General features: G+C 59.6%; 25 protein-coding genes, 1 pseudogene and 1 riboswitch. Of the genes and pseudogenes, 19 read left to right on the top strand and 7 right to left on the bottom strand.

The window, feature by feature from the left end:
• Window positions 1-219: transposase (locus tag G485_RS29540; RefSeq protein ID WP_027093462.1), on the bottom strand; the 219-nt coding region annotated here is incomplete at its 3' end.
• A gap of 537 nt (window positions 220-756) precedes the next feature.
• Here G485_RS29540 and G485_RS0121785 point away from each other — a divergent pair.
• Window positions 757-2895: an acyltransferase family protein gene (locus G485_RS0121785; RefSeq protein WP_027094269.1), complete on the top strand. Its 2139-nt coding sequence runs from the start codon at window positions 757-759 to the stop codon at window positions 2893-2895.
• A 167-nt stretch (window positions 2896-3062) separates the two neighbouring features.
• Here the strand turns inward: G485_RS0121785 and G485_RS0121780 are convergent, their stop codons facing one another.
• Complete coding sequence (locus G485_RS0121780; RefSeq protein WP_027094268.1) at window positions 3063-4061, bottom strand: LLM class flavin-dependent oxidoreductase; 999 nt, start codon at window positions 4059-4061, stop codon at window positions 3063-3065.
• Between the two features lie 177 nt (window positions 4062-4238).
• Between G485_RS0121780 and G485_RS0121775 the strand changes: the two genes are divergently transcribed.
• The 6 genes from G485_RS0121775 to gntK all read left to right on the top strand — a co-directional run bounded on the left by G485_RS0121775 (window position 4239) and on the right by gntK (window position 10093).
• Window positions 4239-4928 (top strand): metal-dependent hydrolase, encoded by a 690-nt coding sequence (locus G485_RS0121775; protein ID WP_205620181.1) that lies wholly within the window; start codon window positions 4239-4241, stop codon window positions 4926-4928.
• A gap of 16 nt (window positions 4929-4944) precedes the next feature.
• Window positions 4945-5211 carry a YqkE family protein gene (locus tag G485_RS0121770; RefSeq protein ID WP_027094266.1) on the top strand — a complete coding sequence of 89 codons (267 nt, stop codon included), beginning with the start codon at window positions 4945-4947 and terminating at the stop codon, window positions 5209-5211.
• A gap of 44 nt (window positions 5212-5255) precedes the next feature.
• Window positions 5256-6218, top strand: coding sequence for a nucleoside hydrolase (locus G485_RS0121765; protein WP_027094265.1), 963 nt, complete (start codon window positions 5256-5258; stop codon window positions 6216-6218).
• Window positions 6219-6325: 107 nt separating this feature from the next.
• A complete protein-coding gene (locus G485_RS0121760; RefSeq protein WP_027094264.1) occupies window positions 6326-7003 on the top strand; it encodes a GntR family transcriptional regulator in 678 nt (225 codons plus the stop codon).
• Window positions 7004-7130: 127 nt separating this feature from the next.
• Complete coding sequence (locus tag G485_RS0121755) at window positions 7131-8492, top strand: GntP family permease (protein WP_027094263.1); 1362 nt, start codon at window positions 7131-7133, stop codon at window positions 8490-8492.
• A 44-nt stretch (window positions 8493-8536) separates the two neighbouring features.
• Window positions 8537-10093: a gluconokinase gene (gene gntK / locus G485_RS0121750; RefSeq protein ID WP_027094262.1), complete on the top strand. Its 1557-nt coding sequence runs from the start codon at window positions 8537-8539 to the stop codon at window positions 10091-10093.
• Window positions 10094-10290: 197 nt separating this feature from the next.
• Here gntK and G485_RS0121745 read toward each other — a convergent pair whose 3' ends face one another.
• Entirely contained in the window at window positions 10291-10728 is a 438-nt protein-coding gene (locus tag G485_RS0121745) for a Dps family protein (RefSeq protein WP_027094261.1), read from the bottom strand.
• Window positions 10729-10942: 214 nt separating this feature from the next.
• Here G485_RS0121745 and G485_RS0121740 point away from each other — a divergent pair, with 214 nt between their 5' ends.
• The 12 genes and pseudogenes from G485_RS0121740 to G485_RS0121680 all read left to right on the top strand — a co-directional run bounded on the left by G485_RS0121740 (window position 10943) and on the right by G485_RS0121680 (window position 21809).
• On the top strand, window positions 10943-11824 hold the full coding sequence (locus tag G485_RS0121740) for a radical SAM/SPASM domain-containing protein (protein ID WP_027094260.1): 882 nt from the start codon (window positions 10943-10945) through the stop codon (window positions 11822-11824).
• A 164-nt stretch (window positions 11825-11988) separates the two neighbouring features.
• Window positions 11989-13269 carry an ArsB/NhaD family transporter gene (locus G485_RS0121735; RefSeq protein WP_027094259.1) on the top strand — a complete coding sequence of 427 codons (1281 nt, stop codon included), beginning with the start codon at window positions 11989-11991 and terminating at the stop codon, window positions 13267-13269.
• A 76-nt stretch (window positions 13270-13345) separates the two neighbouring features.
• Window positions 13346-13750 (top strand): Fur family transcriptional regulator, encoded by a 405-nt coding sequence (locus G485_RS0121730; protein WP_027094258.1) that lies wholly within the window; start codon window positions 13346-13348, stop codon window positions 13748-13750.
• Window positions 13717-14436, top strand: a complete 720-nt coding sequence (locus G485_RS0121725) for a winged helix-turn-helix domain-containing protein (protein ID WP_027094257.1) — start codon at window positions 13717-13719, stop codon at window positions 14434-14436. Before G485_RS0121730 ends, G485_RS0121725 begins: the two co-directional genes overlap by 34 nt.
• Before the next feature lie 125 nt (window positions 14437-14561).
• Complete coding sequence (trxB, locus tag G485_RS0121720; protein WP_027094256.1) at window positions 14562-15509, top strand: thioredoxin-disulfide reductase; 948 nt, start codon at window positions 14562-14564, stop codon at window positions 15507-15509.
• A gap of 28 nt (window positions 15510-15537) precedes the next feature.
• Entirely contained in the window at window positions 15538-15786 is a 249-nt protein-coding gene (locus tag G485_RS0121715) for a glutaredoxin family protein (protein WP_027094255.1), read from the top strand.
• A gap of 34 nt (window positions 15787-15820) precedes the next feature.
• Window positions 15821-16387, top strand: coding sequence for a peroxiredoxin (locus G485_RS0121710; RefSeq protein ID WP_027094254.1), 567 nt, complete (start codon window positions 15821-15823; stop codon window positions 16385-16387).
• Between the two features lie 419 nt (window positions 16388-16806).
• The gene (locus G485_RS0121700; protein WP_027094253.1) at window positions 16807-17004 is read left to right on the top strand and encodes a cold-inducible protein YdjO-related protein; all 198 of its coding nucleotides are present in this window, start codon (window positions 16807-16809) and stop codon (window positions 17002-17004) included.
• A 114-nt stretch (window positions 17005-17118) separates the two neighbouring features.
• On the top strand, window positions 17119-18555 hold the full coding sequence (locus G485_RS0121695) for an aldehyde dehydrogenase family protein (RefSeq protein ID WP_027094252.1): 1437 nt from the start codon (window positions 17119-17121) through the stop codon (window positions 18553-18555).
• 178 nt (window positions 18556-18733) lie between these two features.
• On the top strand, window positions 18734-19507 hold the full coding sequence (locus G485_RS0121690; protein WP_027094251.1) for a YheC/YheD family protein: 774 nt from the start codon (window positions 18734-18736) through the stop codon (window positions 19505-19507).
• A 247-nt stretch (window positions 19508-19754) separates the two neighbouring features.
• Window positions 19755-19916, top strand: a riboswitch (cyclic di-AMP (ydaO/yuaA leader).
• Between the two features lie 130 nt (window positions 19917-20046).
• A pseudogene (locus G485_RS27745) lies at window positions 20047-21418 on the top strand (APC family permease).
• Window positions 21419-21458: 40 nt separating this feature from the next.
• A complete protein-coding gene (locus tag G485_RS0121680) occupies window positions 21459-21809 on the top strand; it encodes a hypothetical protein (RefSeq protein ID WP_027094250.1) in 351 nt (116 codons plus the stop codon).
• Between the two features lie 71 nt (window positions 21810-21880).
• Here G485_RS0121680 and G485_RS0121675 read toward each other — a convergent pair whose 3' ends face one another.
• The 4 genes from G485_RS0121675 to G485_RS0121660 all read right to left on the bottom strand — a co-directional run bounded on the left by G485_RS0121675 (window position 21881) and on the right by G485_RS0121660 (window position 26647).
• Window positions 21881-23902: a GxGYxYP domain-containing protein gene (locus G485_RS0121675; protein WP_240489238.1), complete on the bottom strand. Its 2022-nt coding sequence runs from the start codon at window positions 23900-23902 to the stop codon at window positions 21881-21883.
• Window positions 23903-24188: 286 nt separating this feature from the next.
• Window positions 24189-24848: a TetR/AcrR family transcriptional regulator gene (locus G485_RS0121670; protein WP_027094248.1), complete on the bottom strand. Its 660-nt coding sequence runs from the start codon at window positions 24846-24848 to the stop codon at window positions 24189-24191.
• Window positions 24849-24878: 30 nt separating this feature from the next.
• Window positions 24879-25901: an ABC transporter permease gene (locus G485_RS0121665; RefSeq protein ID WP_027094247.1), complete on the bottom strand. Its 1023-nt coding sequence runs from the start codon at window positions 25899-25901 to the stop codon at window positions 24879-24881.
• Complete coding sequence (locus tag G485_RS0121660; protein ID WP_027094246.1) at window positions 25898-26647, bottom strand: ABC transporter ATP-binding protein; 750 nt, start codon at window positions 26645-26647, stop codon at window positions 25898-25900. The genes G485_RS0121665 and G485_RS0121660 overlap by 4 nt, the downstream gene beginning before the upstream one ends.
• Window positions 26648-26753 lie beyond the last annotated feature (106 nt).

Below are 26753 nucleotides of genomic sequence, written 5' to 3'. Positions count from 1 at the left end.
CCCGTATAAGTAGCCGATAAATAGCATTTTGAAGAGCATGACAGGATCAATGGAAGGACGGCCATGGGTTTCGCTGTAGTAGGGGCGTACCCTTTCTCGAATAAACGTGAAGTCTATGTACTTGTCGATATAACGCAGCAGATGATCCTCAGGGACCATGTGCTCGATGCAAACCAATTCATAATCCAATTGGGGGTCGGGCTGATGAGTGTAGAGCATGAGAGCACCACGCTTTCTGGATAATGATTAACTAAATTATACCATATTAACGCGGTGCCGCGTTAAATATAAGGAACAAAAATAAAGACCGCCGAGATTTTCTCGACAGTCTGACCGCAAAAATTGCGGTCTTTTTTTGTTGCTTTCGACGGCGAATCGGCCTTTTCCATAGAACTTTATCAGCGATCGCAACGTCTATTAAACAGCAAAAACAAAGCGCGGGGAACGGTTGACGACAGCCGAATTCCGATGGGGAGGTGACGTTAGAAAAACTAGCCGTTTCAAGCTTGACAGCGGACGTTTATCCAAGCATGAGTCATGGGTTAGTCGCAAGAGCAAGTCGGTATCATTTGAGCATCGAAGCATTGAAGCATCGCAGGAAGTCAACAAGAGTTTGAACGGGCAAGAAGCAAGAGGAAACACGAAGATCGGAAGCAGGTTGGTCCTGATCTGGCCCATCGGCGCGTTTTTCATGCTTGATAGACCCAAAACCACACTCCAACATCGATTTCGGTTAGCAAAAAGGAGTCCGCTGGCATGCAAATTCATACGCGAAGGAAGTCACGGTACATGCCCGGCCTCGACGGCCTAAGGGCACTTTCGGTATTGGCGGTTATCGCCTACCATCTCGATTTGCCATGGGCGCCCGGCGGTTATTTGGGCGTCGGCGTCTTCTTTGTCCTATCCGGTTATTTGATTACGGATCAATTGGTCGCCAAGTGGCAGCGTGACAGAAGACTGGATTTGAAGAGCTTCTGGCTGCGCAGAGCCCGCAGGCTGCTCCCCGCCATGCTCCTGATGATCGTTGCCGTATCCGCCTGGCTGGCGGCGGCCGATCCTTCACGGCTGCGGTCACTCGGCGGGGATGTGCTCTCGGCGGTCACTTACGTCAACAACTGGTGGCTAATTTACCATAAAGTCTCGTATTTCGAAAGCTTCGGCCCGCCTTCGCCTTTCGGACATTTCTGGTCGCTGGCGGTGGAGGAGCAATTTTACCTGCTATGGCCGCTTCTGCTCATTGTCGGCCTTAAGTTCGTCCCGCAACGGGGGAAGCTGGCGGGACTCATGATTGCGGGAGCCGCCGCTTCCGCAATCGCGATGGCGCTTCTGTATTCGCCGGACGCCGATCCGAGCCGGGTCTACTACGGCACCGACACCCGAGTGTTCGGGCTGCTGATCGGCGCCGCGCTCGCAGTCGTATGGCCGAGCGCCAAGCTGCCGGAAGACGTTCGGCCCCGCGTCCGCATCGGGCTGGACATCGCCGGGGCGGTCGCGCTGGCGCTCGTCCTGTACATGATGGGAAGCATGCAGGAGTACGATGCCTTCCCTTATCGGGGCGGCTTGGCGCTGCTGTCGCTCGCGGCGGCGCTGCTCGTCGCCTGCCTGGCGCATCCGGCGAGCCGGCTCGCCCGCCTGCTGGCGGCGAAGCCGCTGCGGTGGCTCGGCGTTCGCTCCTACGGCATTTACCTGTGGCATTTTCCGGTGATCGCTTTGACGAGCCCGGCCGTCGATACGGACGGCGTCAACGGCCTGCGAGCGGCGCTGCAAGTCGGAGCGAGCCTGGCGCTTGCGGCGCTCTCCTGGAAATTCGTCGAGGAGCCGATTCTGCGCGGCTTGTGGAAGAAGCGGCTTGCAAGCTTGCTCGCACGGTTCAAGAACAAAGAAGCGATTCGCAAGCAAGTTGCCGCCGTAATGACCGCCGGCATGGCGTTTATCCTGTGCGTGTCTTGCGTCGGAACGGGTCCGGTCGGCGAGGCGAATGCGGTCTCATCCGGGAACGACGCCGCAGCTTCGCAGCCGCCGGTCGACGCGTCGCAGCCGGAGACGAACCCTGATCCTACAGGTACGCCTTCCAAGGCCGTTGCCTATAAGCCTCCCGCAAGCGGTGCGACCACTGCGACCGGAACCGCCAAACCGTTGCCGCCGGCCAAACCTGGCGCCGGCAAACCTGGCGCATCAAGCAACGCCGGGCAGACGACCGGCAGCGGTTCAGGGTCGCAGGGCAACAAGCAGACGGCCGGCGGTGGGGCGGTTGGGAACGGAAAAGGGAGCGGCAACGGTCAAACGGCCGGAAGCCAGCAGCCGAGCGGCAAAGATTCGGCGGGCGGTGCCGGACAGACGAACGCCGGCGGCTCGAAGAACGGCGGTTCCTCCGCTTCGGCGGGAGACGGCGCTAATGCCGGAGCTCCCGATGCGGCGCCGCAATCCGGCAAAGGCATCACCGTTATCGGCGATTCGGTAATCCTTGGGGTCAAACCTTACCTGGAGAAGCTGCTGCCGGGCATCGTGGTCGACGGCGAGGTCGGCCGCCAGCTCTCCGCGGCCCACGAAGCCGTCGATGCCCATTCCGCGGCCGGCGATCTGGGCGATCTGGTCATCTTGGAGCTGGGCACGAACGGCTCCTTCAGCAAGAAGAAGCTGACGGCGCTGCTCGATTCGCTCGGACCGGACCGGCGCATCCTGCTGGTCAACACCCGCGTCCCGCGGAAGTGGCAGGACAGCGTCAACGACATGCTGAAGGAAGCGGCGTCGGATTACGATAACGCGACGCTTGTGGACTGGTACGCTTCCAGCGAAGGGAAGGACGAATATTTCGGCGAAGACGGCGTTCACCTTACCCGCACGGGAGCCGAATTTTACGCCGGCATGCTGGCGGAAGCGATCGGCAAAGCCTGATTCAGAAGCCCGTTTCTCCTGACCGGTATCGCCGGACGGAGGGAAATGGGCTTTAATATTCGTCTTCCCAAGAGGGCTGGCCGGGGGCAACGCTTTTTTTGAACAGCCATCCCACTATCCCACCGACTCAGAAGCGCGCCGATGATCCTGGAACGTGCAGCGAGCTTTTACAGCCCGAACGCTTCGGCCAGCAGTCGGTACGACTTCTGCCGCGCTTCGAAATCGTGCACCATGGTGACGACCATAAATTCGTCGATGCCGAATTGCTCCTGCATGTTGAGGAGCCGGTTGCGCACTTGCTTGGGCGTGCCGATAATCCGCCGCTGGCGGACGGAACGGATGCGCTCCAGATCGTAATCCGTATACGGATAGCTCTCCGCCGTCTCCACCGACGGGAATCGGTCGAGCATGCGGCCTTGCTCCAGCGACAAGAAAAATAAGTCCGTGCTGGTCGCCAGCCTCGAAGCTTCCTCCTCGGTATCGGCGCAAATGACCATGACGGCGGCCAGGGCGCGCGGTTCCTGATTCATTTCCGAAGGGCGGAAGTTTTCCTTGTAGTAATGAATGGCGTCTTCGCTGCCGGGCACGCCGAAGAACTGCGCGTATGCGTATTTCGCGCCTTTGCGCGCGGCGATTTGCGCGGTGCCGAGGCTGGAGCCGAGCAGCCAGATGTCCGGGGCGGTCGGGATCGAAGGCGAAGCGTGCAAGCCGGCGAACCGGTGGCCGGGAGGCAGCGAGTCGTGCAAATAGGCGTACAGGTCGTCGATCTGCTCGGGATAGCGGTCGATGTCCGAATAGCGGCCTTCCTGAAGCGCGCGGGTCGACAGCGGCATCCCGCCGGGAGCGCGGCCGAGGCCGACGTCGATTCTGCCGGGGTGCAGCGCTTCCAGCAGCCGAAAGTTTTCGGCGACTTTGTAGGCGCTGTAGTGGGGCAGCATGACGCCCCCCGACCCGACCCGAATTCGTTGCGTGGAAGCGGCGAGATGGGCGATCAGCACTTCGGGGCTCGAATGGGCCAGCGAGTGGGAGGCGTGGTGCTCGGACACCCAGTAACGTTCAAAGCCCAGCTTGTCGGCCAGTTGGGCGAGACGGGTCGTCTCGGCCAGCGCCTGGGATGCCGTTCGGCCTTCGCAAATTTGCGATTGGTCCAATATGCTGAGTATCATGGACACACCTCTTTGGAGACGGGTGGAGAATGAATCGCGTTCCGTCCGTATTTTTGATCCTTTGGTAACTCATCATACCGCTCGATTTAACTGTAGTCAATAATGTCACAGAATGTGGCCCGGCTGTTTGATTACGGATACATTTGGATTATGATAGGACGTAGGAGGGATTCAATCATGGAGATTGTTTATCATGGCCACTCTTGCGTGCAAATCGTAACGGAAGGCAAATCGCTCGTCATCGATCCGTTCTTGCGGGGGAATCCGCTGGCCGCCGCCAAGCCGGAAGACATCAAGGCGGACGCGGTGCTTCTGACGCATGCGCATGCCGACCACATTCTCGACGCCGAACCGATCGCCAAGGCGAACGGCGCCAAGGTGGTCGCTATCGTCGAGCTGGCGACGTATTTGTCGTGGAAAGGGCTGGACACGATCGGCATGAATCTCGGCGGGACCGTCGATCTCGGCTTCGCCCGGGCGAAGATGATCCAGGCTTTCCATACGTCGGGGATTACGCTCGAAGACGAGCGGGGCATCGTCTATGCGGGAACGCCGGCGGGCTTCATCATCCGCGCGGAAGGCAAGACGATTCTGCACGCGGGCGACACCTGCCTGTTCGGCGACATGAAGCTGATCGGCGAGCGCGAAAAAATCGATCTGGCGTTCATTCCGATCGGGGACCACTACACGATGGGACCGGACGACGCGCTGCAAGCGGCCGAATGGTACGGCGCGCGCCAGGTCGTTCCGGTACACTACAACACGTTCCCCGTCATCCGGCAGGATGCGGAAGCGTTCGTGAACCGGCTGAAGGAGAAGGGCATTCGCGGCAAGGTGCTTGCTCCGGGCGAGCGCATGAGTTTGTAAGAAGGGGAAGGTACACATGGCGAAGAAGAGATCGGCGCCGCCGCAGCGGAAGCCGGAGCCGGAAGCCGCCGCTTCCGGCGCAACGCTCAAGGAGCTTCTCAGCGCAGAGGTCGTCGGCAAGCTGAAGGCGGCCGCCGACGAGCTCAAGGCTGAGGAAGCCAGCCGCAAGGAGCAGGAGCGCAAGCGGGCCGAAGCGGCGCGCGAAGCCGAACGGAAGCGGCTGGAGAACGATTTCGAGTATTTGTTGAACAACAGCGGCATGGATTGGAAGTCATTCAAGTAAACTGGGAAGAGGCGGGGAAGACAGGCACGTTGGGGGGAGCGGGGATGGATCGGGTTCATCGTCTGATCGTGGATACCGACGCCGGCATCGACGGCGCGTTCGCGCTGCTCTACGCCTTGCTCTCCCCGCAAATTCGCGTGGAAGGAATCACGACCGTTCACGGCGCCGCTGCGGCGTTGCAGGCGGCGGATTCGGCGCTTCGCCTCGTCCGGCTGTGCGATCCGGGCTGCGAAGTGCCGGTCGCCGCCGGCGCGGAGCGGCCGCTGGAGCGCCCGTGGGCCGGGCCCGATATCGGGAAGCACGGCCGCAACGGCTTGGGCGGCGCGCTGCTGCCGCCCGCCGACGTCCGGCCGGAGCCCGGGACCGCCGCCGAGCTGCTCGTGCGGCAGGCGAACGCCCGTCCCGGCGAGCTGACGCTCGTCTTGACCGGCCGCGCGACGAATTGGGCGCTGGCGCTGCAGCTCGACCCGTCGATCGGAGGCAAGTTCCGTGCGGTTGTCGCCGCGGGCGGGACCGTTCTGGCTCCCGGAGATGCGACGCCGGTGGCGGAAACCCGCTTCCATGGCGATCCCGAAGCCGCCGCCGCTCTGTTCGCCGCGGCGGCCCGCTTGTCGGCTGTCGGGCTGGACGCGGCGGTCAAGCTGCTGTTGGACGGGCCGAGTCTGGAGCTGGCGCTCCGTCACGTGCCCGCTCACCGCTTCAAGGCGTATCAACTGCTAAGGCGATTGTTTGATTTTCGCGCGACTTGTCCCTTGTTCCCGGATACGCCCATCGGCAAGGTTCCGCTGCACGGGGCGGCGGCCGTGCTGGCCGCGACGAGCCCGGAGCTGTTCGCGTGGCGCGAATGGCCGGCGGCCGTCGACACGGGCTCGGGCGCAACGGCGGGCATGGTCGTCGCCGATCGCCGGCGGTTCCCGGACCTCGCCGGAGCAAGGCACGTTCGGTTCGCCATGGACGCGGATGCGGACGCCGTGCTGCACCGTTTTTTGTCCGTTTTCACAGGCTAACGGGCTCCGCCGCAAAAATCGGATATTTACAGATCACCGCAGGCGAGTTAGTATAAGACAGGAACAAAGTTGTATACAAGTAGACAGAGAAAGGGGGGATGGCGCGCGTGTCCTACCCGGAAGCTTGGCTCAGGGGCGCCTCTTTGGGCGAAGGGATTACTTGCCAGCTTAGGCTGCAAATTATAAACGGCACACTGAAACCCGGAGAGACACTCTCGGAAAACCGGATCGCGGCCGATTTCGGAACGAGCCGTTCGCCTGTTCGCGAAGCAATGAAAACGCTCTCGAACGAGGGGCTCATCCGGCTGGAGCGCATGGGCGCGGTCGTCGTCGGCCTCGGGCCGAAAGAGGTCGAAGAGCTGTACGATGTGCGGTACTTGATCGAAAGCTTCGTTCAGCAGCGCATGGCCGGAAGCGATACCGGGCCGCTCAAGATCAGTCTCCAGCGGATTATCGACAAGATGGAGCTGGCGGCCAAGCACGGCGACCCGGTCGAATTCGCCTTTCAGGATTTGTCGTTTCACGAGACGATTATCGCCGAAGCGAAGCACTCGCGCATCTGGCAGCTGTGGAGAAGCATCCGCCAGATTGTCATGACGGTCATGCTCATTACGACCGAAGAGGTGTTTGCGGAAGGCGAACGGCGAATCCAAGGGGTCGTCGAGAAGCACAGGCGCTTGCTGCAAGCGCTTCAATCGGGCGATCCGGATGAGGTACAGCGCTCGGTGCGCCATTATTTCGACGATTCCTACGTTACGCTGCAACATAGCATTTCCCGAAGTTAAGGCAAGGCCGGGCTGCCGGCCTCGTTCGCTCGAACTTGTCGACAAGTATACAAAATTAAGCTCAAGCGAATAAGGCCAAACTAGAAGGAAACGGCACCAGGAAAATACACCATCATCGGAGGTTTCCATGAATACGATTTTTGGACTTAGCCATACGGCCACCTTGTTGATTTGGACGCTCGTCGCGATCGTATTTCTGATCGTGTTCATCTCAAAATTCAAGTGGAATCCGTTCGTCACGCTGCTGCTCTCTTGTATTCTGCTCGCGCTGCTGGCCGGAATGAAGCCGGCTGATACGGTCACTTCCATCACCAAAGGGCTGGGCGGAACGCTCGGCACGATCGCCATCGTCATCGGCCTCGGCACGATGCTCGGCAAGATGATGGCGGAATCGGGGGGCGCGGAGCGCATCGCGGGAACGCTGATCGATAAATTCGGCGACAAAAAAGTGCACTGGGCGATGGTCATTGTCGGGTTTCTCGTCGGCATCCCGGTATTCTTCGAAGTCGGCGTCATCCTGCTGATCCCGATCGTCTTCATCGTCGCGCGCAAGACGAAAATGCCGCTGCTGCAAATCGGCATTCCCGTGCTGGCCGGTCTGAGCACCGTGCACGGTCTCGTGCCTCCCCATCCCGCGCCGATGATCGCGATCGACGCGTACGGCGCCGATCTCGGCAAGACGATTCTGTACTCGATTCTGATCGGCATTCCGGTCGCCATCCTTGCAGGTCCGCTGTTCGGCAAGTTCATCGGCAAGCGCGTTCAAACCGAACCCGATCCGAAGCTGGTGGAACAATTCGCCATGAAGGAAGGGCGCGAGCTGCCCGGATTCGGCATTACGCTGTTTACGATTCTGCTTCCGGTCATCCTGATGCTGATCGGCTCCATCGCGAACATCGCCGATCCGGAAGCGACGAGCGGGTTCACGCGGTTCTGTGAATTTATCGGCCACGAAGTCATCGCGCTGCTCATCTCGGTCGTGTTCTCGTTCTTCTCGCTCGGCTTCGCGAGAGGCTTCACCAAGGAAGACATCTCCAAGTTCACGTCGGAATCCCTCGCGCCGATCGCGGGCATCGTGCTCATTATCGGCGGCGGCGGCGCGTTCAAGCAAGTGCTGATCGACAGCGGCGTCGGCCAGGCCATCGCGGATTTGGCGACGAACGCCCATATCAACGTCATTCTGTTCGCTTGGCTGGTCGCTGCGCTTATTCGCGTCGCCACAGGTTCCGCAACGGTCGCGATGACGACGTCCGCAGGTATCGTTGCGCCTGTGCTGGCGATGTCGCCGGGGGCGAACGTGGAGCTGGTGGTTCTGGCGACGGGCGCGGGTTCGCTCATTCTGTCCCACGTGAACGACGCGGGCTTCTGGATGGTGAAGGAGTTCTTCAACATGAGCGTGCCGCAAACGTTGAAATCGTGGACGATGATGGAGACGCTTCTCTCCGTTGCGGGATTGATCCTCATTTTGATTGTCAGCGCGTTTATGTAAAATGGAGAGAAAGAAACCATGCGACGAAAGGCTTTGATTAAAACATGCATACTTACATGATAGGCATCGACATCGGGACGACGAGCACGAAGGCGGTGCTGTTCCGTGAAGACGGAAGCGTCGCTTCCGTCGGCAACGTCGAATATCCGCTCTACACCCCGACGCCGCAAATTGCCGAACAGAACCCGGACGAGATTCTGGCGGCGGTCGTCGGCTCGGTCAGGCAAGCGATGGAGAAGGGCGGCGTTGCGGCGGAAGAGGTGCGCTTCGTCTCCTGCAGCTCGGCGATGCACAGCGTCGTCCCGGTGGATGCGGCGGGCAAGCCGCTCATGAACGGCATCACGTGGGCGGACAACCGAAGCGCCGAATGGGCCAAACGGCTGAAGCGGGAAATGGGCGGCCACGAGATCTATTTGCGGACGGGAACGCCCATCCATCCGATGTCTCCGATCACGAAGCTGCTCTGGCTTCGCCACGAGCACCCGGATTTGTTCGCCCGGGCGGCCAAGTTCGTGTCGATCAAGGAGTACGTGCTCGAGAAGCTGTTCGGCCGCTACGTCGTCGATCATTCAATCGCTTCGGCGACGGGGATGATGAATTTGCAATCGCTCGATTGGGACGAAGAGGCGCTCCGCATCGCAGGCGTGACCCGCGACCGCTTGTCCGAGCTCGTGCCCACGACGCACCGGCTGGACGGGCTGAACGCCGCATATGCCGCCGAGATGGGGCTAAAGCCTTCGACGCCGTTCATCGTCGGAGCGAGCGACGGCGTGCTGTCGAACCTGGGGCTTGACGCCATCCAGCCGGGCGTCGTCGCAGTGACGATCGGGACGAGCGGGGCGATCCGCACCGTCACGCACCGGCCGGCGACCGACCCGAAGGGGCGCTACTTCTGCTACGCCCTGACCGAAGACCATTGGGTCGTCGGCGGTCCCGTCAACAACGGCGGCGTCATCTTCCGCTGGGTGCGCGACGAATTCGCCGCGTCGGAGACCGAGACCGCCAAGCGGCTCGGCATCAGCCCTTACGACGTGCTGACCCGGATCGCCGAGCGGGTGCGGCCGGGGGCCGACGGCCTGATTTTCCACCCCTATCTGACGGGCGAACGCGCTCCGCTCTGGAATCCGGACGCCCGCGGCTCGTTCTTCGGCCTTACGCTTCACCATCAGAAGGAGCACATGATCCGTGCGGTGCTCGAAGGCGTCATTTATAACTTGTACACGGTCATGCTGGCGATGCAGGAGACGACGGGCGTGCCTGCGCAGATCAAGGCGACGGGCGGCTTCGCCCGGTCGCCGCTGTGGCGGCAGATGATGGCCGATATTTTCAACCAAAGCGTCGTCGTGCCGGAAAGCTTCGAGAGCTCGTGCCTCGGCGCCGTCGTGCTCGGGATGCGCGCCTTCGGCGACGCGGACGCTTTCTCCCGCGTCTCCCGGATGGTCGGTACGACGCACGAGCACGTCCCGAATCCCGCGGCCGCTTCCGTCTACCGGGAGCTGCTGCCGATTTTCGTCCGCCTGGCGCGGATGCTGGAAGAGGAATACGCAAGCATTGCGAAATACCAGCAAAAGCTGTTTAACGAAGTCTCCGCCGAAGCTTGATCGGCTTGCCGCACAGACCGCCTCGCGAACGGGTTCCCCGTCGCGCGGCGGTCTTTTTGCGATTGGATCCTTTGCTATAATGCCGCTATTTACCAAAGGACCGTAAGGAAGACAACCGTTGGCGAACGCAAAAAAAGGGCGATCCCCCGGATTCTCCGATCCGTTCGGAATCGTCCTTGGCGCCGACCGAATTGGCCTTATTCGCCGAGGAACGCGCCGAGCATCCAGACGTGCTTTTGCAAGCCGGCGTGAATGTCCAGCAGCAGATCGTGGCTCGCTTCGTCCCCGATCGATTCGGCGTAGGACAAGCCCGCCTGCAATTCGTCGATCATGAGGCTGAAGTCGTGCCGGACGGCGGCGACCATTTGCTCGGCGGAGCGGGGTGCAGCCTCTTCTTGAATGGAAGCCAGCTTCAACGCTTCCGACAGCGTCGTCAGCGCGTCGTCGCCGAGCGCGCGAACGCGTTCCGCCAGAACGTCGATATGTTCCGCCGCTTCGTTGTAAAGCTCTTCAAACTTCGCGTGCAGCGTAAAAAAGTGCGGCCCTTTGACATGCCAATGAAAATGGCGAAGCTTCATCTCCATGACGATCCAATTCGCAAGTTGCTTGTTCAGTACGGTTTTCATAGCGCTCATTTTCAGTTCCTCCCCAAATGTTTGATTTAAATTTAAACTTAATCTAAATCTGATTACATATTATCATCCGTGCGCCATTCGATCATGAAGATTTGATGAAGAAAAGATGAAGATTGCATGAAGCACCGACGAAGCCCACGCAAGGGTTCCTCTATTGAAACGGGTGAGGTTCTGCTACAATAGATAGGCTAGCCGCCATGGGGGTATCGCGTTGATGAGAGCGTTAAAGAAGTTTTACATCGAAATTACGAGCGTCTGCAACCTGGCTTGCAGCTTCTGTCCCGAGACGAAGCGCCAGGCGCAGTTCCTGCAGCCGGAACGCTTCAGCCACATTCTCGACGAGATCAAGCCGTATACCGACTCGATCTACCTGCATGTGAAGGGCGAACCGCTGCTGCATCCGAAAATCGATCAATTGCTGGACATCAGCCAGCAGAAGGGTTTTAAAGTCAATATTACGTCCAACGGAACGCTTCTTCACAAGAACCGGCACAAGCTGCTCGGCAAGCCCGCGCTCAGGCAAATGAACTTCAGCCTGCACAGCTTCGACGGGCATGCAGGCTCGACGGACAAGGAAGGCTATGTGACGGGCGTGCTGGCGTTCGCCAAAGAAGCCGCGCAGGAGCACGGCGTGCTGATCTCGCTGCGTCTGTGGAATCTGACGGAAGACAATGCGACGAACGTGCAGCGTCGGCGCAACCGGGAAGTGCTGAGCATTCTCGAGCGGGAATTCGGGCTCGATTACAAGATTGAAGAGCGATTCGAGAGGGGCAAAGGCCTGAAGCTTGCGGAGCGCATTTATTTGAACCAGGACCACGAGTTCCGATGGCCGAAGCTGACCGAGCGGGAGTACGAGGGCAAAGGATTTTGCCATGCGCTCCGCAACCAGGCGGGCGTGCTCGTGGACGGCACGGTCGTGCCGTGCTGCCTGGACGGAGAGGGCGTCATCAATCTGGGCAACATCCACGACAAGCCGTTCGGCGAAATTCTCGAAGGCGAACGCGCGAGACGGCTGTACGACGGTTTTTCCCGGCGCGAAGTGGTGGAGGAATTGTGCCGGAAATGCGGCTACCGGCAGCGATTCGGCACATCTTGATCACCCGCGGAAAATCGTGTAAAATCTAGAACTAGACGCGCGTCAAAACTTCATAAGCAATGATCGGAGGAGCCTGTCATTCGCAGGCTTCTTTTTGTCTTTTTCGGGTTCCCGGCCGTATTTTGGGGCACACATATAGAAGAGTTTCGGGGGAGGAGCCAAGGATGGAGCAACAAGCCGTTTGGGCGATCGTTATTTTTCTTGTCATTTACGGACTGATCATCTCCGAGAAAATCCACCGGACAACCGTCGCCATGATCGGAGCTGCGCTCATGGTCGGGTTCGGCATCGTCGACCAGGAGACGGCCGTGCACCATATCGACTTCAACACGCTCGGGCTGCTCGTCGGCATGATGATCATCGTCGGCATTACGGCCGAGACGGGACTGTTCAACTACATGGCGATCGCCGCCGCGAAGAAGGCCAAAGGGATGCCGATCCGCATTCTCATTGCGCTTGCGGTGATTACGGCCGTCGGCTCAGCCTTTCTCGACAACGTGACGACCGTTCTTCTTATGGTGCCCGTCACGTTCAGCATTACACGCCAGCTGAAGGTGAATCCCATCCCCTTCCTGTTGACCCAGGTCATCTCGTCCAACGTAGGGGGAACCGCGACGCTGATCGGCGATCCGCCGAACATCATGATCGGCAGCGCGGTCAAGGAACTGACGTTCAACGCTTTTCTCGCGAATTTGGCGCCGATCGTTCTTGTCATCATGATCGTCTATATCGGTCTGTTTATGCTGATGTTCCGGAAATCGCTGCGCGCGAAGGAAGAGGACATCCGCGGCATCATGGAGATGGACGAGAAGCAGCTCATTACGAATCGCAAGCTGCTCATTCAATCGCTGGTCGTGCTGGGGCTGACGATCGTGGGCTTCTTCACTCACCAATGGCTGCATCTGGAGTCGGCCACGGTGGCGCTTGCGGGCGCGTTCCTCCTGCTGCTGCTCACCGGCGAGCACTCTATGGAGCGGGCGCTCGCCAAGGTGGAATGGTCGACGATCTTCTTCTTCGTCGGCTTGTTCGTTCTCGTCTCCGGCCTGGTCGAGACGGGCGTCATCGCCGACCTGGCGAAGCGGGCGATCGATTGGACGGGGGGCGACCCGTTCGCGACGTCGATGCTCATTTTGTGGTTGAGCGCCATCGCCTCCGCTTTTCTCGACAACATTCCGTTCGTCGCCACGATGATCCCGATGATTCAGGAGATCGGGGCGCTCGGCTTCGGCGACCTCGAGCCGCTCTGGTGGAGCCTGGCGCTCGGCGCTTGTCTCGGCGGGAACGGCGCGCTCATCGGCGCCAGCGCGAACCTCATCGTCGCAGGGCTCGCAGGCAAGGAAGGCTACCCGATCTCCTTCATTCGTTTTTTGAAGTTCGGTTTTCCGCTAATGCTGCTGTCGATTGTCATTTCCAGCGTTTACGTCTATTTGCGCTATCTGATATAAATTTTTTCCCCTCCTTGACAATCCGCCTTGCAAGATCTAAATTTAAACTAAGTCTAAATAAAGGGAGGGGAGCCTCATGTCTCGCATCGGACTTACGGCGCAGCGGAAGCTCATTCTCGATATCGTCAGCGAAGCCAGCGATCATCCGACTGCGTCGGATATTATCGACCGGCTGAAGCTTCAGGGGCAGACGGTGGCCTATGCGACCGTGTACAATTCGCTTCGCTACTTGACCGATCAGGGCCTCATTCGCGAGCTGAAGCTGGAAGGAGACGCCAGCCGCTACGATGCGCGGATGGAGGATCATCAGCATATCGTCTGCACCTCGTGCGGGCGCGTCGACGAAGTGATGACGGAGATTCCGAAGGACTGGCTGCGGCAGATCGAAGCCGAGACGGGCTACTCCATTACGGAGGAGCAACTGCTGTTCAAAGGAGTGTGCGCCGAATGCAGAACGTCGAACAACAAAGCCGTGCAATAAACGGGGCTGCGACGCCGTTCATGGAAGGGGCTTTCTGCGATACGACGCGCCGGATCGTCGTCATCAGTCCGTTCCCGGCGCAGCTCCAGCAGCTGGTGTCCGAACTGATGGCGCGCTGCTACGACGTGCTCATGTTCCACCATGCGAAGGAGCCGATTCTTCCGCTGCTTCAGAACGACCTCATTATTGTCGACCAAACTTGGGGGACGGAGGATCGGCTTCCCTTCGAAGCGAGCGCGACGTCGGAGTTTCTGTATCTTGTCGGCGACAAGACGACGGCCATTCCGGCTGACGGCCATACGCTCGTCTGGCCCTCCGGTCTCGAAGAGGCCGTCGCCAAGATCGAAGAGCTGGCCGGCCAGAGCAAGCCCTCCGCGCCGGAGAGCGCCGAACGCTTGCGGCTGAAGGATATCGAGATCGACGTCAAGCGGATGCTGGTGTTCAAAGGCGGGGCCAGAGTCGATCTGACCAAGACCGAGTACGATTTGCTGCTCGTGCTTCTAACGTCCGAAGGCGTCCTGACGCGCCAGGCCATTATGGAAGCAATATGGGGCGATTCGTATTTCGGAGGCAGTAATTCGATCGACGTCCATATCAAGAGCCTTCGGCAGAAGCTCGGGGACGATCCGAAAAACCCGTCCTACATCGCGACCGTTCGCGGCGTCGGTTACCGGATTGCGGAATGATCCGCTTCATGAAATCTTCACGAACCCTTCATCATACCTTCATGCAGCCGGGCTGCATCGATGGTATGATTTTTTTGTCGCAAGGATTTAAACTAAATCTAAATATAAAAAAGGAGTGACGGAAGATGCGCAAAACGATTATCGTCGGCACCGGCCCCGCCGGGCTGACGGCGGCCATCTATCTCGCGAGAGCGAACCTGAATCCGCTCGTGATCGAAGGTCCGGAACCGGGCGGGCAATTGACGACGACGACCGAGGTCGAGAATTTTCCCGGCTTCCCGGAAGGCATTCTCGGTCCGGAATTGATGGCCAATATGCGCAAGCAAGCCGAACGGTTCGGAGCCGAATTCAAGACCGGATGGGTGAACGAGGTCGACCTGTCCAAGCGCCCGTTCACGTTGCAAGTGGAAGGCCTAGGCGAGCTGCAGGCGGAGTCGCTCATCTTCTCGACCGGAGCGTCGGCCAAATATCTGGGCATCCCCGGGGAGAAAGAGAACGTCGGACGCGGCGTCAGCACTTGCGCGACCTGCGACGGGTTCTTCTTCCGCGGCAAAAAGATCATTGTCGTCGGAGGCGGGGACTCCGCGATGGAGGAAGCAAGCTTCCTGACCCGGTTCGCGTCGGAAGTCGTGCTCGTCAACCGGCGCAATGAGCTTCGCGCCTCCAAGATCATGCAGGAGAGAGCGCGCAGCAACGCCAAGATCAGCTGGGCGCTGAACCGCACGCCGCTTGAAGTGGTCGCGGACGAAGCCGGCGTGAAAGGCCTGAAAGTGCGGAACAACGAAACCGGCGAAGAAGAGCTCGTCGAAGCGCAAGGCGTGTTCGTGGCCATCGGCCATACGCCGAACACGAAGTTCTTGAACGGCCAATTGACGACCGATTCCCACGGCTATCTGGTCGTCAAGCCCGGCACGACCGAGACGAACGTTCCCGGCGTGTTCGCTTGCGGCGACGTTCAGGACAGCCGTTACCGCCAGGCGATCAGCGCCGCCGGAACGGGCTGCATGGCCGCGCTGGACTGCGAGCGGTTCCTGGAAGCGGCGGAAGCTTCCAAGTCGGAAGTAACGGTTTAATTGAACAACGATAAAGGAGGCCACAACGATGTCCCAAGCCGGGCCCGTCATCGTGTACACCAGCACGCATTGCAATTATTGCAAGCAAGTGAAAGCTTTCCTCGCCGATCAAGGCGTCGCCTATGAAGAGCGCAACATCGACGCCGACGAGAAATTCGCCGAGGAGCTGTGGAATTCCGGCATGCGCTCCGTTCCGGTCACCGTCATCGGAGACGTCAAAATTCTCGGCTTCAACCAAGCGCAGCTGACGCGCGCCGTAGCCGAATTGCAAGCCTAAACTCAATCCCATTCACACCAGGAGGTTTTCCAACATGACCATTCAACAAACGAACGCTTATCCTTTCGCCAAAGTCGGACTGCCCGCCCCGTCGTTCAAGCTGCCGTCCACGAAGAACATCGAAACGCTGGAGGAGACGGTGTCCCTCGAGGATTACCGCGGCAAATGGCTGGTGCTGTTCTTCTGGCCGTACGACTTCACCTTCGTCTGCCCGACGGAAATCCGCGGCTTCAGCGACAGCTACGAGCAGTTCAAAAACCTGGACTGCGAGATCGTCGGCGCTTCCGTCGACAGCGTCTATACGCACCGCGCCTGGATTCAGACGCCGGTCGAGCAGAACGGCATCGGTGACATCCGCTTCCCGATCGCTTCCGACTTCACGAAGGAGACTGCGCATGCCTACGGCATTCTGGACGACGCCTCCGGCGCCGCGCATCGCGGACTGTTCATCATCGATCCGGAAGGCATCCTGCGTTACCAGGTCGTAACCGACATGAACGTCGGCCGCAGCGTCGACGAGACGCTCCGCATTCTTCAAGCGCTGCAATCCGGCGGTCTGTGCCCGGTCAACTGGAAGCCGGGCGAGCGCACGCTCGGTTAACGAAAAAAAGCAGGACAAGCCGCGAGTTTGCGTTTATTTTCCCGCGCCGCGCGACATACTGATAGGATAGAATGGTTCTCGGGTGTGGCGCAGAGCAGGGCAAACCGGACACGCAATCGTTTGCCCGAGAAGGTGCGGGAAATGAACGATCCGAACTTCGCGAAGGGCTGTCTGTGGGGAACGGCGATCAGCCTCGTCATTTGGGGGATGATCGCCTTCCTGGTTTGGAAGCTCGTCTAGTTCGCTAGCTTTGCATAAACAAAATCATCGTCTGCCAAGCGATTTATCCACAAGCAATGGACTGCCCGCAATGGTTTGACACTGACGCAACGCTTTTCCTGCTTGACTAGCACCCTCCGATCGTAATATATTAATTCGGCTGCTGTCTGAAGATACGATCGAAAGGAATGTTAGTGAAAGTGGCTGTGAACGATGACGCCAAACCGAAATTAACCGTCGTCAAAATCCTCAAATGCAAAAACAGCGACTGCAAGGCGTGGGTCAGGGAAGAGTTCGCCACCCCGGGGCAAGTATGTCCGTTATGCAAAGGTCCGATGCTCCGCACGATGAAGCATTTGTCTCCTCTGCAGAAGAAGTACAAAGCCCCTTCGAAATAGGACGAGGCTTGTCGCAGCAAAACCCGCATTTGGCGCGGGTTTATTTTTTTGCCTTTGGCAGGCTTCCGGCTTATGCTAGAAGAGATAAGGATGCAGAGAGGAAGGATGCAACGCATGAGGCGGGAATTGTGGATAGACGGGCAATGGAGAAAAGGGCAGGCCTACACGGAGCTGAAATCGCCGTATTCCGGCCGGCCGATCGCGGAGGTGGCGCAGGCCGGGGAGCGTGAGACGGAGGAGGCGATCGCGGCGGCCGAGCGGGCGTTCGGTGCGATGGCCGCGATGCCGGCGCACGAGCGAACGGCGATTCTGGACCGCGTTGCGAGGTCGATCGAAGAACGCGGCGAGGAACTGGCGCGCCTGCTCGCCCTGGAGGCGGCCAAGCCGCTGAAGACGGCGCGCGCCGAGATCGCGCGAACGGCGCAGACGTACAAGTTCGCCGCGATGGAAGCGAGCCGGATTCACGGTGAGACCGTTCCGATGGACGCGGCGCCGGGCGGCGAAGGCCGGATCGCCTATACGGTCCGCAAGCCGCTGGGGGTCGTGGGTGCGATCACGCCGTTCAACTTCCCGTTTAACCTGGTGGCCCATAAGGTGGGACCGGCGATCGCGGCGGGCAATACGATCGTACTGAAGCCTGCGGGCCAGACGCCGCTCGCCGCGCTGGCAATAGCCGAGCTGTTCGCGGAAGCGGGGCTGCCGGCGGGAGCGCTCAATGTCGTGCCGGGAGCGGGCGCGGTCGTGGGCGAAGCGATCGTTCGCGACCCGCGGGTGAAGGCCCTGTCGTTCACGGGCAGTCCCGAAGTCGGCATCGCCATGCGCAACAAGGCGGGGTTGAAGCGGGTCACGCTGGAGCTCGGGTCCAATTCCGCGCTGCTGATCGACGGCACGGTCGAGCTGACGGATTCGCTCGTCGCACGCTGCGTTGCGGGCGCTTATTCGTTCAGCGGGCAAGTGTGCATCTCGATCCAGCGGATGTACGTGCATGAGAGCAAATACGAGGCGTTCGTCGAGCGGTTCGCGCAGGAAGCCGCGCGGCTGGTCATCGGCGATCCGGAGCGTGAGGAGACGGATTTCTCCGCCTTGATCCATGCGAAGGAAGTCGCCCGAATGAAGGAATGGACGGAGAGCGCTGTAAGGCGAGGCGCCCGGGTCGCACTCGGCGGAGAAGCGCTGTCGGAGACGATCTTCGCCCCGACGGTGCTGACGAACGTCCCCGAGGACGAGCCGGTCTCCTGCAGGGAAGTGTTCGGTCCCATTGTCTGCATGGAGCCGTTCGCCTCGCTGGACGACGCGATCGCGCAAGTCAACCGTTCGCGTTACGGTCTGCAGGCCGGGCTGTACACGAACGATCTGAACGCCGCCATGCGGGCCGCCGACAAGCTGGAAGTGGGGGGCGTCATGATCAACGATTTTCCGACGTTCCGGGTCGATCAAATGCCGTATGGCGGCGTGAAGGAGAGCGGCATCGGCCGGGAAGGCGTCCGTTACGCGGTCGAAGAGATGACCGAGCTGAAGCTCGTCTCCATCCGGTTGCGGCACGGGGGCTGAAGCTTCTCGGCTGCGGTCGGGCGGCGATCGGCGGCGCACCCGCCCGGATCGGGCTCGCCTTCCTTCACAAACCGCTCAAATGACGGGCCGGGCGTGGACGGCTGCCGTTGCCGGACGGTTTGGACGCTCATAAGTTGGACTATTCCGCACTATTAACCGGGTGGAGGAGACCAAGGCGATGAGTTCGTCCTATATCGGCAGCAAATGGAGAAAAACGCTTCCGCTCCTCGGCGAAGCCGAGACGAAGCGTTGGGTGCCGGAAACGGCAAAGCTGACCAAACAGAGGCTGCGGGTCATGCTGCGTAAGTACGACACCGTCTATGTGAAGCCCGAATTCGGCACGTTCGGCGTCGGCGTCATGCGAACGGCCCGCCTCGCGGACGGTAGCTGGGAGCTCAGGTTCGGGACCGCGCGGCGGGTTTACGAGTCGTTTGACCGGATGTATGGCGCTTTGTCCCGCATGAAGAAGGGCAAATCCTACTTGGTTCAACGGGGCATTCCGCTGCTGAAGCATAACGGGAGAAGCTTCGACATCCGGGTCATGGTTCAGAAAAATCTGCAAAAGAAGTGGGAAGCGACCGGTGTCATCGGCCGAGTCGCCGCCAAGGGCAAAGTCGTCACCAACTACCACAGCGGCGGCACGCCGATGCCGCTGGAGACGCTGCTGAAGCCGTATTTGAGCCGGGACGGCATCAAGGGGCAGATCGGATCCTTGAAGCGCAAGGGAGTCAAGATCGCGAAGGTGCTGCAGCGCCGGTTCCCCGGCATTCGGGAGATCGGAGTCGACGTCGGGATGGACAGCCGCTTCGATCCGTGGGTTCTCGAAGTGAACACCCGGCCCGATCCGTACATTTTCCGCAAGCTGCCGGACAAATCCGTCGTTCGCAAGGTGCTGCGCTATGCGCGCTCCTACGGACGGATCAAGGCGAAGGGGAGCGTAAAAAGAAAATAAACAAAAAGCCGCGGACAGCGCAGAACGCGATCCGCGGCTTTATTGCGGTTCGGCCCGACGGAACGCAGCCGATATCGAAGAGAATCGAAGCTTGCGGGCGATAAACGATTAAAGGAAAAGCAACAACCGCATGTAAGCGCTTATGGATGTTCGCTTGCCGGCCAATCGTTAACTTTTGACCGTTTAGCCTCCTTTACAGAACATTCGGCGAGGGAGTAAGATTCAAATGCGCAATTTAAGGAATAATACCTTTTGATCGCTGAATTCTGTAAGCAGAAGCGGGGGAACCAACGAGACGGCTTGTCCGATGCCGGTCTCCGGGGTGAATCGTTCGGCAGCGGCCGAGTGTAGGGCGACTTTCGCGTCCAAATCCGTCAGCTAACCTCGTAAGCGTCCGATGGAAGGATTTGTCGCGATTTCGCGAACCTCTCGCGAGGGTTCGGAAAGCCGCGGGAAGATACATCTTCCCTGCGGCTTTTTCAGTATGCCGATTGAAGCATCGAAGAGATAAACCGGATGGAAAGAAAAGGGGAACTTCTATGTACAGCAGGCTTAAAAGGTATGTGATCGGCCGCCCGATGAAGAGCACGCAGCTCGAAGGAGAGAAGCTGTCCAAGCTGAAGGCGCTCGCCGTCCTGTCTTCGGACGCGCTGTCGTCGGTCGCCTACGGCACCGAACAAATTCTTCTCGTCCTCATGGCGGCCGGCTTCGCCGCCGTCTGGTACTCGATTCCGATCTCGCTTGCGGTTCTCGGTCTGCTGCTCGTTCTCATTCTGTCTTACCGGCAAACGATCTATGCTTATCCTGCGGGCGGCGGCGCGTATATCGTCGCGAAGGAGAACCTCGGCGTATCGACGGGTCTTCTTGCCGGAGGCTCGCTGCTGGTCGATTACATTCTGACGGTGGCGGTCAGCTCCTCCGCCGGCACTGACGCGATTACGTCGGCTTCAAATCGCGGCGGCTACGTTCGGCAGGGGCACGATCTATTACATCATTCAAGGCGTGACCGCCTTGATCCTGTTCCTGGCCGCCAATACGGCTTACTCGGCGTTCCCGCTGCTCGCCTACATGCTGGCCAAGGACAAATACATGCCGCATATGTTTATGGTTCGCGGCGATCGGCTCGGATTTTCCAACGGCATCCTGTTCCTCGGAGCACTGTCGGCGCTGCTCGTCATCGTCTTCCATGGAGATACGGAAAATTTGATCCCGCTGTACGCGGTCGGCGTGTTCATTCCGTTCACGCTGTCGCAGCTCGGCATGATGGTCCGCTGGATCCGGAGGAAGCCTTCCGGCTGGCTGGTGAAGCTCGCCGTCAACACGGTCGGGATGCTGACGACGCTCGTCATCACGCTGATCTTCATCTTTACGAAGTTTAACCAGGTATGGATGGTGTTCCTGTTCCTTCCGGTCGTTATTTTGATGTTCTTCAAAATCAACCGGCATTACCGCAACGTCGCGGAGAACCTCAGGATCTGCATCGACAAGGAAAAACCCGAAGTGAAGGGCAGCACGATCGTCGTTCCGGTTGCCGGCGTCACCCGCGTCGTCATGCATTCGCTCGGCTACGCGAAGTCGTTGACGGACAATGTGGTTGCCGTATACGTCGGCTTTAGCGAGGAAGACATCGACAAGATGGAGCGCAAGTGGGAGGAGTGGAACCCCGGCGTTCGGCTGATTGTGCTGAAGTCGAGCTACCGGAGCGTCATCGGGCCTTTAATCAAATTCATCGATACGGTAGAATGGAAGACGGCCGAGACGGATCATCTGACGGTTCTGATTCCGCAGTTCTTTCCCAAGCATTGGTGGCAGAACATTCTGCACAACCAGACGAGTCTGATGCTGCGGGCGTTCCTGTTCAACCGGAAGGATGTCGTCGTGGCCACGGTTCCGTACCATTTGAAGGAATAGCGTCCGGAACCGCCGATCGAGACGGAAGAGGGGCGGCGCGATGAGCGAAATCAAGATGAATTTATATGAAGATTGGATCGAGACGGTGAAGGAAATTTTCCGGAGCTCCGGATTTCCGTTCGAGCCGGGCACGCCGCATGAGGTCATCGGACAAACCTACTACCGGCAATCGGCCGACACCGACGAGGAAGCCGCCCGCCTGAACGCGGAGAACGAGCGGAGGCTCCGGGAGATGGAGCGAACGATCCGCGACCATTTCGCCAGCGTCATCGAACCGGACATTCGCAAGCGCACCGGATACAAGGGCGATCGGTTCGAGTTCAAGTGGGTGTACATGCAGGGCGAGAACATCGTCGAACTGAATTCGGAGTACCGGATTCCGCTCGGGTAGAGGCAGATTTTATCGTGAAAAAAGCCGGGGCAGCCCCGTCCTTGTCGGATGATCGGTCGCCCCGGCTTTTTTCATTTGCTTAACCCGTATGCCTTGCGGACAAGCGCAAAATACGTATCCGCCGTGACGACCTCGTACTCCGGACCGAGGGACTCGGCGATGGCCAATACGTCCGAAGGCCTCATGCCCCAAGCGTTGACCCCGACGGAGAGGAACAGCGGCGACTGGCCGTCCCATCCCGCCTTCGCCTCTGCCAGGACGTCCTTGCCGTCCTGGACCGTTCCGATGCCGCGCTGATTCGAGACGGGAACGCCGCCGACGATGTCGATCCCGAATTTGTTGCCGGCCAGCAGAATGCCGGGTACTTTGTAATCCTTCCCGTAAGCGGCGGCTTCGTCTTCGGAGAGCGGCACGTCCTGGGTCACTTCCCGGTTGATGACCATCGGGATGGTCATACCGGTATCCTTCAAATACCGGTAGCCGCTCTTCAGGAAATCCGGGAATGTCGTCTCCGGCCACGGATGCGGGCTGAAGTAGCCGGCTCCGGACGGTCCCGCTACCAGCAGGTCGTTCTCGGTCGCCGTCTGGCGGTAATAGTTCAAAATCGAGGGCGCCGCATCGTAGAGCAGCGGACTGGACGTCCAGTTGATCGGCACTTTCCCGCGCGCCGGGTCCTCCCACAGCACTTCCCGCATATGGTTCTCGTCGTACTGCAGGTTGTCGCCTTCGCCGAACGTGAAGGTGACGTAGATTTTGTTCTGCAGCTTCGGCTTGGCCGGCTTGCGTTCCGGAACGTTCACCGGCCTCGTGCCCGACAATACGGTCATGTTGTGGAACCAATCGGCGGCCAGCGTGAAGACGCTATGGGCGGAGAGCAGGTCGACGGAGGCGGCTTCGCCTTCGAAGTCGTTGCTGAACCAGCCCAGATAGGGCGTTCCGGGCTCGACATCGGCGAGAATTTGCTCGAAGAGCGCTCTCTGCTCCGGCACGTCGGTCGAGAGCCAGAACACCATCGCCTTGTTCGCGACGGCGTAATCGCGCAAGTAGCCGAAAGGCTCCTTCTCCTCCGAAGAGAGCGGACGGACGTTGCCGACGGACACTTTGAACTGGTTCCACATTTCAATCGAGATCGTCAATTGCTTCGCGCCGGCCGGCGGCTTGAACTCGTAGACGAAGTAGTTGCCGTTGTCCGCGAACCGGTGGTCGGCCCCGGGCAGCGCTTTGGAACCTTGCCGGTCGTAGAGATACGCTTCTTCTTCTGGCGTATTCGTGTCGAACTGGGCGATCGTCTGGCCGTCGGCGGTCACGGTGATCGCGTGCACGGCCGGTCCCCAGCCGTCCTGCGGGAAGGCGTCGTCTAACCGGACGTAGACCGCTTCTTGACCCAAATACGGCGACAGATCGTATTCGTAGACGCCCCGGTTGCTGGCGTCGCGAATTTGCCGGGTCTCTTGGGCGATCGTATCGAACGTATCCGGAATGCCCGGAGGAATCGGAATGGACGTGTTCGGACTGAGCCCGATCAGCATCCGGTGGGTCGTCCGGCTCCACAGGTTTTCATATTGCCACGTGTAAGCGTCCATTTTGTTTTGGAACTTGCCCCGCAAATCCTCGACGATTTTCAAGCCGTAGGGGGCGGACGTGAGCGTCGCAGCCCATTCCGGGCTTACGACGACGGCGTCCTTGAGTCCCGCCAGCGTCGTCGCGACGTTGATGGAATCCGGAACGAGCGGATCGTAGACGATGACGCCTTTGATTTCCTTTTTGTATTTCGCGAAAATATCCATGTAGTTGTCGTAGAACGTATGCGGAATCGTCATGTCCTCGAACCACGGATCGTTCTCGTTCTGAACGAGGTAGATGCGCGGCTTCTCGCGGTTGACGATGCCTTGAAGGGTCGTCATGAGCAGCTTGACGTCTCCGGGCGCATCATGCACATTGGCGACGTCCAAATGCTCGGCTCGCGCGAACGTTGGAAGCGCTTGCTTTTTTGGCCATTGGATCGTGCTTTGGTGGTTCCCTTCGGTCTGCGCGGCGGATGCGCCGAATGCGGGCGCGGGCGAACAGAGCAAGGCGAGTACCATAGATGCCATCGTTAGCTTTCGAAACAATCGGATCACCTCATTTGGGATGGAAAGTAAGCAAACCGGACTTGCTGTCGTCTCACCTCCTTCAGGGGAGTATCCGAAATCAAAGATATAATTGTATTACATAAATATATTTAATATATCAGATAGTAGAATTCAAGAGGTTCGACAAAGGTTCTGATCTTTCGGTATTTTTCGGCATATCGGAAAAACGCAAAAAGCGCCGCGTCTGCAGGCGGGACCGCCTTTTTTGCAGACACGACGCTTAAGCGTAAGGGATCGACGGCTTCTGTTACGTTAAGCCTCTAACCAGAAATTCGATGGTCGCCTCGCGCTCCGCTTCGTCGTTCCAGACGTTCTCTTGCCGCGAGGCGCTCCAGGTGTGGCCGATCATGTAGCCGAAGATGGCCGATGCGGTCAATCGGAGAATCGTCAAATTCGGCAGGTCGCGAAGTTTGCCTTCCGCTTTGAATCGGTTCAGAATGCGCTCCACCCGCTCCATCACGAGAGGCAAAATCGCCTCGCGGAATTGCTGCTGGAGGTCTTCATGGAACGGGAGCTCCTGCACGAGAATTTTGAACAGGCTTTTGTTTTGGCGAACGAAGGCGACCCGGTTCTCGATCAGCGCGCGCAAAAATTGGTCGAAGCTCTTGTAGTCCGCGTTCAGGACGCCGCGGAATTCCCGCATGACGAACGGAGCGATCAAGCGGGCCAGCGCGGGCGTAGCGATCGCGAGCAGCAGGTCTTTCTTCGTTTTGTAATGGCGGAAAATCGTTCCTTCCGCGACGCCCGCGCGCTGCGCGATCTCGCTCGTCGAAGAGGCGGCGTAGCCTTTCTCCGCAAACATTTCGATGGCCGCCCGGACGATGCGGGACTGCTTCTCCGTTACTTTCTTGCCGTCTGCACCCGCTTCGAGCAGTTCCTTCAGCCACGGCTCCATGCCTTCCGTCACGGTTCCAACTCCTTGCATCGATCGTTGCCGTCAAATGGCTCTTTGTTTCTTCAATGCTACAACGTTCAGAAGGGCGAACGCAACCGAGAAGCCGAGCAGAATGCAGACGTCGGTCCGGATGTCGGCGAAGCCTTCGCCGCGGATCATAATGCCGCGCATCGCGTCGGCGCCATAGTAGAGCGGCATTATATAGCTCAGCTTCTGCAGCCACGGGTTCATGGCGTCCAGGTTGAACAAGCCGGAGAAGAACACCTGGGGCACGATGACGAGCGGAATGAATTGAATGATCTGGAATTCGGTCGTCGCATACGAAGACAGCAGCGTGCCAAGCGTCAGCGCGGTGAGCGTGAGCAGCAGGTTCATCAGCAGGACAAGCCAGATGGAGCCGTCCATATACATACCGAGCACGTAAATCGAATAAACGGCGATGAGGGCGGCCTGGAGCAGCGTGAACAGCCCGAAGCCGGTCAAATAGCCGCCGACGATCTCGGAGCGCCGGATCGGCGTCGCCAGCAGGCGCTCAAGCGTGCCGGTCGTCCGTTCGCGAAGGAAGGCGACGCCCGCAAGCAGGAACACGAAGAAGAACGAGAAAAAGCCGATCAGCACGGGTCCGAACGAATCGAACGAAGTCAGGCCCTCCTCGCCGTGCAAGTAGGAGACGCGCAGCTGGGGCGCGTTCGGGGCTTCGGCTTGCAGCGCTTTCTGCAGGACGACGAGCACGCTGCGGCTGACGGACGGGTCGCTGCCTTCAAGCAGAAGAGAGGGGGCGCCATGGTCGATGGACACAATGGCGTCCAACTTGCCGTCTCGCAGCGCGTCTTCGGCCTCATCCATGCTTGAATAAGGGACGATGTCGGCGTCGGCCCGTTCCAGCCGCGACTCGATCGGTTCGGGCAGCGACACGGCGCCGATATGCAGCTTCACCGACTGGCCGTTGAAGACGAAGTTCATCAGCGTCAGGACGAGCAAAGGGGCGAGGAACAGCAACGCCAGCGTCCGTTTGTCGCGGACGAATTGGCGGATGATCCGCAGGGCGAGCGCGCGCGTTCTCATGTCCGGACACCTCCGCCGAGCGCGATGAACGCTTCCTCGATCGTTTGCGCGCCGCTGCGCGCTTTGAGCGCTTCCGGCGAGTCGACCGCGGTCAGCCGCCCGTCGCGAAGGAGGCCGATGCGGTCGCACTTGTCGGCTTCGTCCATGACGTGCGTCGTCAGTACGATCGTCGTGCCGGCTTGACGCAGAGCGAGCAGCTCCTTCCAGATCGATTGGCGGAGCGCCGGATCGATGCCGACCGTCGGTTCGTCCAGCACGAGCAGCTCCGGCTCGTGGAGCAGCGCGATCGCAAGCGACAACCGCCGCTTCATGCCGCCGGAATAAGCGGCCACCGGCTTGTTCAGATGATCGAGCAAATCGACGACGCCCATCGCCGCGCGGATTCGCTCGTTGCGGCGGCTGCCGGCCAGCCCGTACAGCGAGGCGAAGAAGAGGAGATTCTCGCGCGCGGTCAGCTCGTTGTACAGCGCGTCGGCTTGTGCCATATAGCCGAACCGGTGCATCATGGCCAGCTTCGGCAGCCGTTCGCCGAGCATCCGGACCGTGCCGGAATCCGCCTTGTCCATGCCGGTCAGCAGCTTGATCAGCGTCGTCTTGCCGGAACCGGACGGGCCGAGAAGGCCGAACAGCTCGCCGCGCCCGATGCGCAGCGTGATGCCGTCCAGCACGGTGCGGCCGCCGAAGGAACGGGTCAGGCCGTCGATTTCGACGACGGGCGGCTTCGGGGCAACGAGGTCTGAAGTCATGGGCGTTCACGCTCCTGAAGAAGTAAGTAATCACTCATTTTTTAGGTTGCGAAATGATCATACATCGAGGCTCCGAATTTGTAAAGCGAGTAATCACTCATTTTTT

The organism is Cohnella thermotolerans DSM 17683 (assembly GCF_000429825.1).
GTDB lineage: Bacteria > Bacillota > Bacilli > Paenibacillales > Paenibacillaceae > Cohnella > Cohnella thermotolerans.
The sequence above is the reverse complement of the archived record's forward strand: the minus strand, read 5'-3'. Positions and strand labels throughout refer to the sequence as shown.

What these genes read in the sequence shown, in the direction of transcription:
- G485_RS0121740 (WP_027094260.1), top strand. Translation starts at nt 10,943, where the DNA reads ATGAGAGCGTTAAAGAAGTTTTACATCGAAATTACGAGCGTCTGCAAC.
- G485_RS0121660 (WP_027094246.1), bottom strand. Translation starts at nt 26,647, where the DNA reads ATGACTTCAGACCTCGTTGCCCCGAAGCCGCCCGTCGTCGAAATCGAC.
- G485_RS0121765 (WP_027094265.1), top strand. Translation starts at nt 5,256, where the DNA reads ATGGATCGGGTTCATCGTCTGATCGTGGATACCGACGCCGGCATCGAC.
- G485_RS0121785 (WP_027094269.1), top strand. Translation starts at nt 757, where the DNA reads ATGCAAATTCATACGCGAAGGAAGTCACGGTACATGCCCGGCCTCGAC.
- G485_RS0121680 (WP_027094250.1), top strand. Translation starts at nt 21,459, where the DNA reads ATGAGCGAAATCAAGATGAATTTATATGAAGATTGGATCGAGACGGTG.
- G485_RS0121710 (WP_027094254.1), top strand. Translation starts at nt 15,821, where the DNA reads ATGACCATTCAACAAACGAACGCTTATCCTTTCGCCAAAGTCGGACTG.
- G485_RS0121690 (WP_027094251.1), top strand. Translation starts at nt 18,734, where the DNA reads ATGAGTTCGTCCTATATCGGCAGCAAATGGAGAAAAACGCTTCCGCTC.
- G485_RS0121745 (WP_027094261.1), bottom strand. Translation starts at nt 10,728, where the DNA reads ATGAGCGCTATGAAAACCGTACTGAACAAGCAACTTGCGAATTGGATC.
- G485_RS0121675 (WP_240489238.1), bottom strand. Translation starts at nt 23,902, where the DNA reads ATGGCATCTATGGTACTCGCCTTGCTCTGTTCGCCCGCGCCCGCATTC.
- G485_RS0121780 (WP_027094268.1), bottom strand. Translation starts at nt 4,061, where the DNA reads ATGATACTCAGCATATTGGACCAATCGCAAATTTGCGAAGGCCGAACG.
- G485_RS0121665 (WP_027094247.1), bottom strand. Translation starts at nt 25,901, where the DNA reads ATGAGAACGCGCGCGCTCGCCCTGCGGATCATCCGCCAATTCGTCCGC.
- G485_RS0121775 (WP_205620181.1), top strand. Translation starts at nt 4,239, where the DNA reads ATGGAGATTGTTTATCATGGCCACTCTTGCGTGCAAATCGTAACGGAA.
- G485_RS0121695 (WP_027094252.1), top strand. Translation starts at nt 17,119, where the DNA reads ATGAGGCGGGAATTGTGGATAGACGGGCAATGGAGAAAAGGGCAGGCC.
- G485_RS0121735 (WP_027094259.1), top strand. Translation starts at nt 11,989, where the DNA reads ATGGAGCAACAAGCCGTTTGGGCGATCGTTATTTTTCTTGTCATTTAC.
- G485_RS0121770 (WP_027094266.1), top strand. Translation starts at nt 4,945, where the DNA reads ATGGCGAAGAAGAGATCGGCGCCGCCGCAGCGGAAGCCGGAGCCGGAA.
- G485_RS0121730 (WP_027094258.1), top strand. Translation starts at nt 13,346, where the DNA reads ATGTCTCGCATCGGACTTACGGCGCAGCGGAAGCTCATTCTCGATATC.
- G485_RS0121725 (WP_027094257.1), top strand. Translation starts at nt 13,717, where the DNA reads ATGCAGAACGTCGAACAACAAAGCCGTGCAATAAACGGGGCTGCGACG.
- gntK (WP_027094262.1), top strand. Translation starts at nt 8,537, where the DNA reads ATGCATACTTACATGATAGGCATCGACATCGGGACGACGAGCACGAAG.
- G485_RS0121715 (WP_027094255.1), top strand. Translation starts at nt 15,538, where the DNA reads ATGTCCCAAGCCGGGCCCGTCATCGTGTACACCAGCACGCATTGCAAT.
- G485_RS0121755 (WP_027094263.1), top strand. Translation starts at nt 7,131, where the DNA reads ATGAATACGATTTTTGGACTTAGCCATACGGCCACCTTGTTGATTTGG.
- trxB (WP_027094256.1), top strand. Translation starts at nt 14,562, where the DNA reads ATGCGCAAAACGATTATCGTCGGCACCGGCCCCGCCGGGCTGACGGCG.